General features: G+C 65.8%; 14 protein-coding genes. 10 read left to right on the top strand and 4 right to left on the bottom strand.

Features of this window, described 5'->3' with window-relative positions:
• From ACXJL8_RS16155 to ACXJL8_RS16110, 10 genes are all read left to right on the top strand, one after another.
• Positions 1-791, top strand: a 791-nt coding sequence (locus ACXJL8_RS16155) for an ABC transporter permease (protein WP_456685231.1), incomplete at its 5' end; no start/stop codon positions are given.
• Between the two features lie 28 nt (positions 792-819).
• A complete protein-coding gene (locus ACXJL8_RS16150) occupies positions 820-1,806 on the top strand; it encodes an ABC transporter ATP-binding protein (protein ID WP_456619287.1) in 987 nt (328 codons plus the stop codon).
• Positions 1,803-2,792 carry an ABC transporter ATP-binding protein gene (locus ACXJL8_RS16145; protein WP_456619288.1) on the top strand — a complete coding sequence of 330 codons (990 nt, stop codon included), beginning with the start codon at positions 1,803-1,805 and terminating at the stop codon, positions 2,790-2,792. The genes ACXJL8_RS16150 and ACXJL8_RS16145 overlap by 4 nt, the downstream gene beginning before the upstream one ends.
• Positions 2,793-2,879: 87 nt before the next feature.
• Positions 2,880-4,685: a gamma-glutamyltransferase family protein gene (locus ACXJL8_RS16140; RefSeq protein WP_456619289.1), complete on the top strand. Its 1,806-nt coding sequence runs from the start codon at positions 2,880-2,882 to the stop codon at positions 4,683-4,685.
• Positions 4,686-4,695: 10 nt separating this feature from the next.
• Positions 4,696-5,406 (top strand): DUF1028 domain-containing protein, encoded by a 711-nt coding sequence (locus ACXJL8_RS16135; protein WP_456619290.1) that lies wholly within the window; start codon positions 4,696-4,698, stop codon positions 5,404-5,406.
• Positions 5,403-6,392 (top strand): ABC transporter ATP-binding protein, encoded by a 990-nt coding sequence (locus ACXJL8_RS16130; RefSeq protein ID WP_456619291.1) that lies wholly within the window; start codon positions 5,403-5,405, stop codon positions 6,390-6,392. Before ACXJL8_RS16135 ends, ACXJL8_RS16130 begins: the two co-directional genes overlap by 4 nt.
• The gene (locus ACXJL8_RS16125; RefSeq protein ID WP_456619292.1) at positions 6,392-7,510 is read left to right on the top strand and encodes an ABC transporter ATP-binding protein; all 1,119 of its coding nucleotides are present in this window, start codon (positions 6,392-6,394) and stop codon (positions 7,508-7,510) included. Before ACXJL8_RS16130 ends, ACXJL8_RS16125 begins: the two co-directional genes overlap by 1 nt.
• A 5-nt stretch (positions 7,511-7,515) precedes the next feature.
• Complete coding sequence (locus ACXJL8_RS16120) at positions 7,516-9,027, top strand: ABC transporter substrate-binding protein (protein ID WP_456685230.1); 1,512 nt, start codon at positions 7,516-7,518, stop codon at positions 9,025-9,027.
• Positions 9,028-9,058: 31 nt separating this feature from the next.
• Positions 9,059-10,000 (top strand): ABC transporter permease, encoded by a 942-nt coding sequence (locus tag ACXJL8_RS16115; RefSeq protein WP_456623114.1) that lies wholly within the window; start codon positions 9,059-9,061, stop codon positions 9,998-10,000.
• 3 nt (positions 10,001-10,003) lie between these two features.
• On the top strand, positions 10,004-10,891 hold the full coding sequence (locus ACXJL8_RS16110; protein WP_456623115.1) for an ABC transporter permease: 888 nt from the start codon (positions 10,004-10,006) through the stop codon (positions 10,889-10,891).
• Between the two features lie 97 nt (positions 10,892-10,988).
• Here the strand turns inward: ACXJL8_RS16110 and cnbZ are convergent, their stop codons facing one another.
• The 4 genes from cnbZ to ACXJL8_RS16090 form a co-directional block, all read right to left on the bottom strand.
• Positions 10,989-11,735: a 2-amino-5-chloromuconate deaminase CnbZ gene (gene cnbZ, locus ACXJL8_RS16105; RefSeq protein WP_456623116.1), complete on the bottom strand. Its 747-nt coding sequence runs from the start codon at positions 11,733-11,735 to the stop codon at positions 10,989-10,991.
• A gap of 9 nt (positions 11,736-11,744) precedes the next feature.
• The gene (locus ACXJL8_RS16100; protein ID WP_456685229.1) at positions 11,745-12,995 is read right to left on the bottom strand and encodes an adenylate/guanylate cyclase domain-containing protein; all 1,251 of its coding nucleotides are present in this window, start codon (positions 12,993-12,995) and stop codon (positions 11,745-11,747) included.
• On the bottom strand, positions 12,992-13,381 hold the full coding sequence (locus ACXJL8_RS16095; protein WP_456623118.1) for a response regulator: 390 nt from the start codon (positions 13,379-13,381) through the stop codon (positions 12,992-12,994). Before ACXJL8_RS16095 ends, ACXJL8_RS16100 begins: the two co-directional genes overlap by 4 nt.
• On the bottom strand, positions 13,378-13,775 hold a 398-nt coding region (locus ACXJL8_RS16090), incomplete at its 5' end, for a sensor histidine kinase (protein ID WP_456685228.1). The genes ACXJL8_RS16095 and ACXJL8_RS16090, both read right to left, overlap by 4 nt.

The raw sequence follows: 13,775 nt of genomic DNA, 5'->3' as shown, positions 1-13,775 counted from the left end.
TCCTCGCTGTGCAGAACCCGTTCGATCCGGCGCAGCTCCAATTGATGAACTCGCGGATCTCACCGCTCTGGACCGCCGACGGCCAGAGTCCGTTCCTGCTCGGCACCGACGAACAGGGCCGCGACGTGTTCTCCGCCATCCTCTATGGCTTGCGCATCTCGCTCGCTGTCGGCGTGGCCGGTGTGATCTTTGCCGGCGCGCTCGGAATCGCGCTCGGGCTGATCGCAGGCTATTTCGGGGGCGCCGTCGATGGCGTGATCATGCGGATTGCCGACGTGCAACTCACGTTCCCCGCCATTCTGATCGCGCTGCTGGTCAATGGCATCGCGAAATCGATCCTCGGCAACCGGCTGGACGCCAACAGCATGCTGGTGGTRCTGGTGATCTCGATCGGCCTGAGTTTCTGGGTGGGGTATGCCCGGACCGTGCGCGGTTCCGTGATGGTCGAGAAGAACAAGGATTACGTGGCGGCCGCGCAGCTGATCGGCCTGCCCGCACCAAAGATCATGGTGCGACATGTGCTGCCGAACACGATGGGCCCGATCCTGGTCATCGCCACGATCAACCTCGCGCTTGCCATCATCACCGAGGCGACGCTGTCGTTTCTCGGCGTCGGCCTGCCCGACACCATGCCCTCGMTCGGCACGCTCATTCGCATCGGCAACAACTATCTGTTCGCGGGCGAGTGGTGGATCGTCGCCTTCCCCGGGCTCGCACTCGCCGCACTGATCCTTTCCATCAACCTGCTCGGCGATTGGCTGCGCGACGCGCTCAACCCGAAACTTCGATGAGCAAGACTTCGATGAGAGCACCTCGCTCATGACCGAACCCGTTCTCTCCGTCCGCAATCTTCAGGTGGAGTTCGCCGCGCGCCGCGGCACGCTGCGCGCGATCGACGGCGTCTCCTTCGACATCGCCAAGGGCGAGGTGCTGGGCGTGGTCGGCGAATCCGGTGCCGGAAAATCCGTCACCGGGCTTGCGGTGATCGGCCTGATCGACCCGCCCGGCCGCATCGCCGGTGGTGAGATCCGTTTGTCCGGCCTGCGCATCGACAATCTGCCGCCGGAGGAGATGCGCCGCGTCCGCGGCAAGCGGATCGGCATGATCTTCCAGGATCCGCTCACCTCGCTCAATCCGGTGTACCGGGTCGGCGACCAGATCATCGAGACGATCAGAACCCATCTGAACCTGTCCGAGACGGCCGCACGCCGCCGCGCCATCGACCTGCTCGCCGAGGTCGGAATCCCGGCGCCGGAGAAGCGCATCGACGGCTATCCACATGAATTCTCCGGCGGCATGCGCCAGCGCGTGGTCATTGCACTGGCAATCTGCGCCGAGCCGGAGCTCGTCATCGCGGACGAGCCGACCACCGCCCTCGACGTCTCCGTACAGGCGCAGATCATTTCGCTGATCAAGCGCCTGGGTCGCGACCACGGCACCGCCGTGATGCTCGTCACCCATGACATGGGCGTGATCGCCGAGACCTCCGACCGCGTCGCGGTGATGTATGCCGGCCGCGTCGCCGAGATCGGCCCGGTGCAGGATGTCGTGAAGAACCCGCTCCACCCCTATGCCAAGGGCCTGATGGGTGCGATCCCGACGCTCGCCGGCGACGACAAGCGCCTGGTGCAGATTCCCGGGTCCATGCCGCGGCTGTCGGCGATCCCGCACGGCTGCTCGTTCAATCCCCGCTGCGCGTTCGCGTTCGACCGCTGCCGCGTCGAGCGGCCGGAGCCGCTGCCGCGCGGCACGCAATCCGTCGCCTGCCATCTCTATGACAACGTGCCGGCGGAGAGCGCGGCATGAGCGCCCCCTTCGTCCAGGCCAACAACCTGCGCCGCGTGTTCGACGTCTCGAAGCCGTGGCTCAACCGCGTGCTCGAAGGCGGCCACCTCGAATACCTCAAGGCCGTCGACGGCGTCACCTTCGACATCAGGAAGGGCGAGACCTTTGCACTGGTCGGCGAGTCCGGCTCAGGCAAGACCACGGCGGCGCGGATGGTCGTCGGCCTGCTGCCGCCGAGCTCCGGCAACGTCACGATCGACGGCATATCGATGACCGACCCGCGGCAGGCGCAGGCGCGCCGAAAGCTGCGCCGCCGCATCCAGATGATTTTTCAGGACCCCTATGCCAGCCTGAACCCGCGCTTCCGCGTCGATGCCATCATCTCCGAGCCGATCCGCGCCTTCGACCTGATCCAGGGCGAGCGCGACATCCAGGCCCGCGTCGCGGAATTGCTGAGCCTGGTCGGCCTGCATCCCGACGACCGGCTGAAGTTTCCGCACGAATTCTCCGGCGGCCAGCGCCAGCGCATCGCCATCGCGCGGGCGCTCGCCTCCGACGCCGAGTTCATCGTCTGCGATGAGCCGACATCGGCGCTCGACGTCTCCGTGCAGGCGCAGATCCTCAACCTGATGCGCGACCTCCAGGACAAGTTCGGCCTGACCTACATGTTCATCAGCCACAACCTCGCCGTGGTCCGCCACATGGCGAGCCGTGTCGGCGTGATGTATCTCGGCCGCATCGTCGAGATCGCGGAAGGCAAGGAATTGTTCGCCCGTCCGCGCATGCCCTACACCAAGATGCTGCTGGGCGCCGTGCCCGATCTCGCGATGAGCGGCCGACAGCGCATTCCGGTGAAGGGCGAGATCCCGAACCCGATCAACCCGCCCTCGGGCTGCGCCTTCCATCCGCGCTGTCCGCTGGCGTTCGATCTCTGCCGCAAGGAAGCACCGAGCCTGATCGACGGCGTCGCCTGCCATGCGGTAAACACCGCGCCGGTACCGGCGTGACGCGCGCGTGCCATGCGGCCTGCGCATTGGCGGCACGGCATCGCCTGTGATCAATTGCGCGCGCCGCAAACAAGGTAGCGAAGTCCAATGGCCAGCAACGTCAATCCTGATCCCTTCACGACCAGGCCCGAAATCGAGGGCACCTTCGGGGTCGTCGCCAGCACGCACTGGATCGCGACCGCCGTCGGCATGGCCGTTCTGGAAAAGGGCGGCAATGCCTTCGATGCCGGTGTCGCCGCCGCCTTCACGCTCCAGGTGGTCGAGCCGCACCTGAACGGCCCCGGCGGCGATGTCCCCATCATCGTGCATGACGTCAAGCGCGGCCGCACCGAGGTGATCTGCGGCCAGGGCCCGGCGCCGGCGCGCGCCACCATCGCGCATTACAGGAGCGAGGGCCTCGACATGGTGCCCGGCACCGGCCTGCTCGCGGCCTGTGTCCCCGGCACCTTCGAGTCCTGGATGATGCTGTTGCGCGACTACGGCACGCTACGGCTGCGCGACGTGCTGGAGCCCGCCATCTCCTACGCCCGCGACGGCCATCCGCTGGTCGAGCGGGCCTGCGCCACGATCCAGACCGTCGAGCAATTGTTCCGCAAGCACTGGCCGACCTCGGCCGCGGTCTATCTGCCGAACGGCGAAGTGCCGAAGCCCGGCACGCTCTTCACCAACAAGACGCTCGCCGCCGCCTACACCCGGATCCTGAACGAGGCCGAAAGCGGCGGCGGTGGCCGTGACGCCGAAATCGAGCGCGCGCGGAAGGCGTGGTCCCAGGGCTTTGTTGCCGAAGCCATCGACAAGTTCTGTCGTACCCAGGAAGTGATGGACGTCAGCGGCTCGCCGCATCGTGGCGTGCTCTCCGCCGACGACATGGCGCGCTGGCAGCCGACCGTCGAGGCGCCGCTGACCTACGACTACGGCCGCTACACCGTCTGCAAGGCCGGTGTCTGGAGCCAGGGTCCAGTGACACTGCAGCAGCTTGCGCTGCTGAAGGGTTTTGCGCTCGACGGGCTCGACCCGACCGGGCCGGAGTTCATCCACCTCCAGATCGAATGCGCCAAGCTCGCCTTCGCCGACCGCGAAAAGTTCTACGGCGATCCGAAATTCAGCGAGATCCCGATCGGGACGCTGCTGTCGGATGCCTATAATGACGAGCGCCGCAAACTGGTTACCGAGAAAGCCTCGCTCGACCTTCGGCCCGGCTCCGTCGAGGGCTTTGGCGGCGTGGTCAAGCTGCGCCGTGCAGAAGGTCAACGCGAAGCCGTGGGTGCGCTCGGTGCCGGCGAGCCGACCGTGGGTCGCTTCGGTGAGATGCGCGGCGACACCGTACATTTCGACATCATCGACAAGGCCGGCAACATGGTATCCTCCACGCCGTCGGGGGGCTGGCTGCAATCCTCGCCTGTCATACCCGAGCTGGGTTTCTGCCTCGGCAGCCGCGCGCAAATGTTCGAGTTGGAGGAGAACCAACCGAGCTCACTCGCGCCGGGCAAGCGCCCACGGACAACGCTGTCGCCGACCATGGCGCTGCGCGACGGCGAGCCGTACCTCGCCTGGGGCTCGCCCGGCGGCGACCAGCAGGACCAGTGGATCACGCAGTTCTTCCTGCGCCACGTCCATTGCAACCTCAATCTCCAGGAGGCGATCGACGCGCCGGCCTGGCACTCCGAGCATTTCCCTATCTCATTCTGGCCGCGCACCGCGCGCCCCGGCGTGCTCGTGGTCGAGAACCGCGTGCCGAAGGCGACGATCGAAAACCTGCGCGAGCGTGGCCATATCGTGGAAGTCGGCCCCGACTGGTCGGAGGGCCGCCTCACCGCCGCCTCGCGCGTCGGGGTGCGCCGCCGTGCCGCCGCCAATCCACGCGGCATGCAGGGCTACGCCGCAGGGCGCTGACAGGAAGCATATGACCTGGTCGATCATCGCGCGCGATCCTGCCACCGGCCAGTTTGGCATCGCCGTTGCGACACGCTTCTTCGCGGTCGGCGCGCGCGTTCCCTTCATCGCCGCCGGCCTCGGCGCCATCGCAACGCAAGCCTTCGTCAATCCCTATTACGGCATCGACGGCGTCAAACTGCTGCGTGAGGGCCTGAACGCGCACGACGTCCTCGCCGCCCTGCTCGCGACCGATGACGGCCGCGAAAGCCGGCAAGTCCACATCATGGATGCCAGCGGCGAGATCGCCGCGCATACCGGACGCGACTGCGTCGACTGGTGCGGACATATCTCCGGCAGCGGCTTCTCCATCGCGGGCAACATGCTCGCGGGCGCGGACGTGCTCGACGAGACGGCAAAGACGTACATCGCCAATGACAGCCTGCCCTTTCCGCGCCGCCTGCTCGCGGCGATGCGGGCCGGCGAGGCCGCCGGCGGCGACAAGCGCGGCAAGCAATCCGCCGCGCTCCTGATCCATGGCGAGGAAGAATGGCCGGCGCTCGATCTGCGCGCCGACGATCATCCCGATCCGCTCGGCGAGCTCGAACGGCTCGAACAGGTCAGCCACGAGCTCTGGGTACATTTCCGCTGTTCGCTGCCGACGCGGCAGAACCCGGCCGGCAACACCGATCGCAGCGTCATCGACGCCAGCATCGCCGCGGCGCGCGCAAGGCAATCATGACCGCGAGCCCTCTCATCGACATCAAGGATCTCCGCATCCGTTTCCATGGCGACGACGGCCGCATCACCCATGCCGTCGACAGCATCGACCTCAGCGTCGCCAATGGCGCGACGCTCGGCCTCGTCGGCGAATCCGGCTGCGGCAAGAGCGTGACGTCGCTGGCGATCATGGGCCTGCTGCCAAAGGGAAGCGCCGAGGTCAGTGGCACGATCCGGTTTGACGGCTTCGACCTGTTGCGGACCTCGGACCAGACCCTGCGCGACCTGCGCGGCAACCGGCTCGCGATGATCTTCCAGGAGCCGATGACCTCGCTCAATCCCAGCCTGACCATCGGCGAGCAGATCATCGAGACCATTCTGCGCCATCGCGGCGGCTCCCGCCGCAGCGCGCGGGACCGCGCAATCGAACTGCTGCGCCGCGTYCACATTCCCTCGCCCGAGCGGCGGATCGACGAATATCCGCACAAGCTCTCCGGCGGCATGCGCCAGCGCGTGATGATCGCGATGGCGCTCGCCTGCGATCCGCGGCTGCTGATCGCGGACGAGCCGACGACGGCGCTGGACGTCACCTTGCAGGCGCAGATCCTGGAGCTGATGCGGGAGTTGAAGGCGGCGAGCGGGGCCGCGATCATCCTGATCACCCACGATCTCGGCGTGGTCGCCGAGGTCTGCGACGAGGTCGCGGTGATGTATGCCGGCGAGATCGTCGAGCGCGCGCCGGTGGACGAATTGTTCGCCATGCCGCAGCACCCGTACACGGTCGGCCTGCTCGGCTCGATCCCGCGGCTCGATCATCGCGCCGAACAGCTCGCCACGATCGAAGGCATGGTGCCGAACATGGCGCAGCCGCCTGCGGGCTGCCGCTTCAGCGCACGCTGCCCGTTCGTGCTGGAGGCCTGCACCAGGGCGCCGCCGCCACTCGTCGAGGTCAGCCCCGGCCACCTCTCGCGCTGCATCCGCGCACCGCTCGAACTTTTGGTGTCGTGATGGCGCTGCTCGAGGTCGAAGGACTGGTCAAGCATTTCGTCGCGGAGCGTTCGCTGTTCGGCCGGGCGCTGGCGCATATCAAGGCGGTCGATGGCGTCAGCTTCTCCCTCGAGGCCGGCAAGACGCTGGCGCTCGTCGGCGAATCCGGTTGCGGCAAATCCACCGTCAGCCGCCTTGTGCTGCGGCTGATCGAGCCGGATGCAGGCACGATCCGTTTCGAAGGCCGCGACCTGCTCGCCCTCGACGCCGCCGCGCTGCGCGCGTTCCGCCGTGAAGCGCAGATCATCTTCCAGGACCCCTACGCCTCGCTCAACCCGCGCATGACCGTCGGCCAGATCCTGACCGAGCCGCTGGCGCTGCACGATCTCGTGCCTCCGGCGCAGCGGCGCGAACGTGTCGAGGAAATATTGCGGCTGGTGGGCCTGGAGCCGCGACTGGCACGGCGCTATCCGCACGAGTTCTCCGGCGGTCAGCGCCAGCGCATCGCCATTGCGCGTGCGCTCGCGGTCGAGCCGAAGCTGATCATCTGCGACGAACCGGTCTCGGCGCTGGACGTCTCGATCCGCTCGCAGATCCTCAATCTGCTGCGCGAGCTTCAGGACCGGCTCGGCCTTGCCTACATTTTCGTCTCGCATGATCTGGCCGTGGTCAAGCACATCGCCGATCATGTGGCGGTGATGAATCTCGGCCAGATCGTCGAGACGGCAGAAGCCGACGCACTGTTCTCGGCGCCCCGCCATCCCTATAGCCGGGCGCTGTTGTCGGCGATCCCCGTGCCTAAACCGCAGGCAAAGAGCAGCCGGATTGTGCTCCAGGGCGAGATCCCCAGCGCGCTCAACCCGCCGCCGGGATGCCGCTTCCACACCCGTTGCCCCTATATGGTCGAACGCTGCCGCAGCGAGATGCCGACACTCCTGCCGGATGGCATCGGACATGCAACGGCTTGCCATCTAACGTCGGAATTGCCGTCGTCCGAGGCGATCGTCCCAACGGACGGCGGCTTCTCGCCGGTTCTTGAAAAATTGGTCGCCGCCTTCAGCGGCCGCCCGGAAGCAGTACGCGGCAGCGGGGTTAGTTCATTGGGAACGGACCCGGCATGGCCGTCAAACAGAGGTTGAGAGCGATGAGTCCTATGCGTTTGGCAATCCTGGCGTCGGCTCTGCTGACGTCGCTCGTGGGCACAGCGCAGGCCCAGAGCACGCTTCGCATCGGCATCGCCGAGGACCCCGACATCCTCGACCCCAGCATCGGCCGCACCTATGTCGGCCGCATCGTGTTCTCCGCCTTCTGCGACAAGCTGTTCGACATCGACGAGAAGCTCAACATCGTGCCGCAGCTCGCGTTGTCCCACGAGACTTCGGCCGACGGCAAGGAGATGACGATCAAGCTCAGGCCGAACGTCAAGTTCCACGACGGCGAACCGCTGGACGCGGAAGCTGCAAAATTCTCGATCGAGCGCCACATGACGCTGCCGACCTCGTTCCGGAAGTCCGAGCTTGCCAGCGTCGACCACGTCGAGGTCGTCGATCCCCTCACCATCAAGCTGGTGCTCAAGACGCCCTACTCGCCGCTGATTGCCCAGCTCACCGACCGCTCCGGCATGATGGTGTCGCCGAAGGCTGCGAAGGAGGCTGGCGACAAGTTCGGCCTGCATCCGGTTTGCGCCGGCCCCTACAAATTCGTCGAGCGCGTGCAGCAGGACCGCATGGTGTTCGAGAAATTCGCCGACTACTGGAACAAGGACAACATCCACATCGACCGCGTCGTGTTCCTGCCGATCGTCGACGCCACGGTGCGCCTTGCGAACCTCAAGTCCGGCGGGCTCGATTTGATCGAGCGCGTGCTCGCCACCGACATCAAGGACGTGCGGGCCGATTCCCGGCTCGTGCTGTCGACGGCGCCGGAGCTCGGCTATCTCGGTCTGACCGTCAATATCGGTAACGACAAGACCAAGGGGCCGCTGAGCCAATCGGCGAAAGTCCGTCAGGCACTCGATCTGTCGATCGATCGCGAAGCCCTCAATCAGGTCGTGTTCAACGGTGAGTTCACGCCCGGCAATCAGTGGGTCAGTCCGACGCATCCCTATTATCAGAAGGCGTTCCCGGTTCGGGGACGCGATATCGCGAAGGCGAAGGCGCTGTTGAAGGAAGCGGGCGTCACCTTGCCGGTGACGGTGGATTACATGATCCCCAAGGGCGCGGAGAACGAAGCTGTCGCCCAGGTCATCCAGTCGATGGCCGCGGAAGCGGGCTTCGACATCAAGATCCGCGCCGTCGAATTCGCAACCACCTTCAAGCAGGCCCAGGCCGGCGAGTTCCAGATCTTCCAGATCAACTGGAGCGGCCGCATCGATCCCGACGGCAACTCCTACATCTTCATGCGCAGCAAGGCACCGCAGAACGATGGCGTCTATTCGAATCCGGACGCCGACAAGCTGATGGAAGACGGCCGGCTGACGGCCAATGTCGATGAGCGCAAGGCGATCTACGAAAAGCTGACCAAGATCCTGCTCGACGATTTGCCGATCATCTACATCTACCACCGCAAGCTCCTGATCGCGCATACGACCAAGCTCCAGGGCTACAGGCAGATGCCCGACGGACTGGTGCGTGTGGTCGGGCTGAAGTTCAAGTGATCGCGGCATCACCCGGGAAACGCGTGGGGCCATGCTGAACTTCCTTGCACGCCGCATCGTTCAGATCGTGCCGACGCTGTTCTTCGTGTCGGTACTGATCTTCTCGCTCCAGCAATTGCTGCCCGGCGATCCGGCGCTGGTGATGGCCGGCGAGGAACGCGATCCCGCCGCGATCGAGCAGATCCGGCAGCAGTACAAGCTCGATCAGCCGATCCCCGTGCAATACGTCTATTGGCTCAAGGGAGTTCTCACCGGCAATTTCGGCGAGTCCTTGCGCAACAAGATGCCGGTGCGCGAGCTGATCGCGCAAAAGCTGCCCGTGACGCTCCAGCTCGGCTCGATGGCGATCCTGATCGCGTTCCTGATCGGCATTCCCGCCGGCATCGTCTCCGCGGTGAAGAAGGGCACGGCGTGGGACTATGGCGCCAATTTGTTCGCGCTCTGGGGAATCTCGACGCCGAATTTCTGGCTCGGAATCCTCATGATCTTCCTGTTCTCGATCGAGCTGGGCTGGCTGCCGGCTTCCGGCTATGTGCCGCTCACCGAGAACTGGCGCGCGAGCCTGGCTGCCACCATCATGCCGGCCTTCGTGCTCGGCAACGCGATCTCCGCGATCCTGATGCGGCACACCCGCAGCGCCATGCTCCAGGTGCTGGAGAGCGACTATGTCCGCACCGCGCGCGCCAAGGGCCTCTCGGAGCGTTCCGTCATCCTCAAGCACGCGATGCGCAACGCGCTCACGCCGATCATCACGCTCGGCGCGCTCGAGCTCGGCACGCTGTTGTCCGGCGCGGTGCTGACCGAGCAGATCTTCTCCATTCCCGGCTTCGGCAAGCTGATCGTGGACGCGGTCTTCAACCGCGACTATGCGGTCGTGCAGGGCGTGGTGCTGGTGACGGCCACGGTCTATATCACGCTGAACCTCGTTGCCGACGTCGCCTATATCCTCGTCAATCCACGGCTGCGGGGCTGATCCATGACCGACGCCGCCCTGCCCGCCGTTCCCGTCATGCAGGCTGACGAGCTGGACAGCCCGGCGCGCCGTGCCCGACGACGCTTGTTCAAGCGCAAGGCAGCGGTATTCGGCCTCATCGTGATCATGCTGTTCATCGGGCTTGCGCTGCTCGCACCGCTCGTCGTGCCTTATGATCCCATCGCGACGAGCTGGAGCCTGGTACGCAAGCCGCCCACCGCGGCACACTGGTTCGGCACCGACGAGCTCGGCCGCGACATCCTCAGCCGCGTCGTTTACGGCGCACGCGCGTCCCTGCTCGCAGGCCTCATCTCGGTCGCGATCGCGCTCGGCATCGGCGTGCCGCTCGGCCTGCTCGCCGGCTATCGCGGCGGATTTGTCGATGCGCTGATCAGCCGGATCACCGACGCCATGCTGGCCTGCCCGTTCCTGATCCTGGCGATCGCGCTTGCGGCGTTCCTCGGTCCGAGCCTCGGCAACGCCATGATCGCGATCGGCATCTCGGCAACCCCGATCTTCGTCCGCCTGACCCGCGGGCAGGTGTTGAGCGTCAAGGCCGAGGACTATGTCGAGGCCGCACGCGCGCTCGGCAATCCGCCGTGGCGGATCGCGTTCTCGCATATCCTGCCGAACATCCTGCCGCCACTTCTGGTGCAGGCGACGCTGTCGATCGCGGCCGCCATCATCGCCGAAGCCGCATTGTCGTTCCTCGGCCTCGGCCAGCAGCCGCCGGCGCCGTCATGGGGCAGCATGCTCAACGCGGCACAACGCTTCCTGACCCAGGCGCCGTGGATGGCGATCTGGCCGGGACTCGCGATCTTCCTGGTGGTGCTGTCACTGAACCTGCTCGGCGACGGCCTGCGCGACGCGCTCGACCCCCGCCAGCGCTAAGCCCTGACGGGATGAGCCTCGACTTGCGCCCCGACGAAGGTGCGTTCCCTCCCCCCTTGTGGGGGAGGGAACGGAGAGAGCGCCGCTGTCGAGGACTTCAAATCACCACTTCGCGCATCACGCGGCGGCAATCCATCTCGTATTCGAGATCGACCACCGGCGGCCGGGCGAAGTGCCAGGTCAGGCCGGAGCGCAATGCGCCGCGGCGGACCAGCTCGTCGACCAGCGCGTGGTGGAAGTCGTGCACCGAATAGGCCTGCACGCCCGTGGTGTCCTTCCAGCCGAAACCGAACGCCGTCATCCGGTTCTCCATCTGCGAGGTCGTCGTGAATCGCACCTTCTCGCGCAAACCGTCCGGGCTGAGGTCGCGGTAACGCACGGTACGCTCGACGTAGCTACCGCTGCCTTCGCGCGCTTCGGCGCCGCCGGCGATCACGAACGACGGAGCCTTGGATCCTGTCGGGCGCGTGAAGGAGAACGCATAGAACGACGGCTCGGACGGCGGATCGATCTCGGGACAGACATTGCTGCGCGCCACCGGATTGGTGGTGCCGTCGAAGATACCCCATTCGGAGAGTGTCTTGACGTAATGCAGGTTGAACGCGCGAAAGCCTTCCTCGCTGAAGGCCGCCGGCGAGCGCAGCTCGCAGGCACAGAACGCCGTGATCGGACGCCCCGCTTCCTGGATAAACTTCGCCGCCAGCGCAAAACCCTCGGCGAGCGGCACGAGACGGTCGAACCGGACACGCTCGATCTCGTAGCCGTCGTCCGCCGCAGCACCCGCCGAATACTGGAACACGGACGGAATGAAACGATAATTGCCGGCGGAAAACTCACGAATCATGACGAACTCCTATTCCAGTTGCATGCGAATGCCCTTGGCGCCGTTGAGCAGCCGCCTCAGGTGAAAGCCGGCCAGCGCATCATCGGCGTGCATCCCGACCAGCGCGGCAAAGGCGGGCATGGCGGCGGCATCGCCCGCCTCCATCTTGGCGAACGCTTCGGAGTACCGCGCTGTCGCCGGCGCTTCGAATTTGGCCTGCGGCAACGGCTCGAACGCGCGCAGAGGTTCGCTGCGTCCGCGTAGCATCAGCTCGCCCACAGGGCGGCCCCGAAAATTCTCAGCCGCTTCCGCAATGCTGGAGCTGACGCAGATACGCGTCCCCAGATGCTTGTTGGCGGCCTCCAGCCGCGCCGCGATGTTGATGCTGTCGCCATAGGCGGTGTAGTCGAAGAAGCGGTTGCCGCCGAAATTCCCGACCAGCGCCGGCCCGGCATGGGCGCCGATGCGGGTGGTGCCGAAATTCACACCCCTCACCCTCCAGCGCGCGCAGAAATCCTCGGCCCAGGCGTCGAGATCGTGCGCGCAGGCCACCGCACGCGTCGCATAGTCCGGCTGGTCGCCCGGCGCGTTGAACAGCACCTGGATCGCATCGCCGATGATCTTTGCGACCGTTCCCTCGTGCGCGAAGACGATCTCGGTCATGCCGCCGACATATTCGTTGAGGAGCTCGCCGAGCGTCTCGGGCGCCGCGCTCTCCACCAGCGAGGTGAAACCGGTGATGTCGGTGAAGATGGTGGCGACGTCGCGCCACTGCGCCTCCATGCCGTCGCCCTCGACATCCGCCGCCAGGCGCCTGGCGATCTCCGGCGAGAAATAGCGCGACAGCGACGCGTGCGCGCGCTCGGCTTCGATCTGGCGGCGCCGCGCCTCGCGCAGCATCTCGACATGGCGGATGGTCTTCTGGATCGTGGTTTCCAGATCGGCGAAGTCGATCGGCTTGGTGAGAAAGTCGAACGCGCCGCRGTTCATGGCGGTGCGGATGTTGCTCATGTCGCCATAGGCCGAGACGATGATGGTCGACTTCTTGTCCTCGGCCTCCTGGAGCTTCGCCAGCAGCGACAGCCCGTCCATCCGCGGCATGTTGATGTCGGCGACCACCATGTCGACATGCGGATGCCGGTCGATCGACTCCAGTGCATCGAGGCCGTCGCGCGCGAACATGAAGTTGACCAACCCCTCGCGAAGCTGCCTGCGGAACTTTTGCAGGATCAGGGCCTCGAGGTCCGGCTCGTCATCGACGAAGAGGATGGTCGGAATCATGCCGCCTGCTCGAGTCTCGTATCGATTTCCTGGCGCAATTGCGCAAAGTCGATCGGCTTGGTCAGGAGCGCGACGGCGCCGCGCTCGATCGCCTTCCGGCGCGTCTCGGCGTCGCCATAGGCCGTGATCATGATGACGGGAACGTGCGGATGGTCGGCGCGCACATGCGGCAGCATGTCGAGCCCGCTCATCCCGGGCATGTTGATGTCTGACAGGATCAGGATCAGCGAGGGGTCGCGGACCTCGGCGGCGCGCCTGAGCGCATCGGGCGCGGAGGGTGCAAACTCCATCTGGAAGCGGCCGGCGCGCAGGTCGCGCCGGAACTGCTGCCGGAACAGCGCCTCGACGTCGGGCTCGTCATCGACGACCAGGATGTAAACGTTCAACTCTTGCCTCCGGTCGTGTCCCCTGCTGCCAGCGCGCGAGGCAGCGTAATGATGAACTCGGTAAATACACCGGGTTCGCTGTTCACGTCGATCGTGCCGCCATGCTGCTTCACGACGATGTCATGGCTCATGGAGAGGCCGAGCCCGGTGCCTTCGCCGGCCGGCTTGGTGGTGAAGAACGGATTGAACATCCTCTCCTTCACCTCCGGGAGGATTCCGACGCCGTTGTCGCGGATCCGGATCTCGACCCTGCTGCCGAGATTTTTCGTCGTCGCGCCCAGGGTCGGCTCGAATCCGTCGCCGGCCCCCTCCTTGCGCTTGATCGCGGCATAGAAGCCGTTCGAGATCAGGTTGAGCAAGACCCGCGTGATCTCCTGCGGATAAACATCGAGAG

Source organism: Bradyrhizobium sp. P5_C11_2 (assembly GCF_054049755.1).
This window is presented reverse-complemented; position numbering and strand designations above follow the sequence as displayed.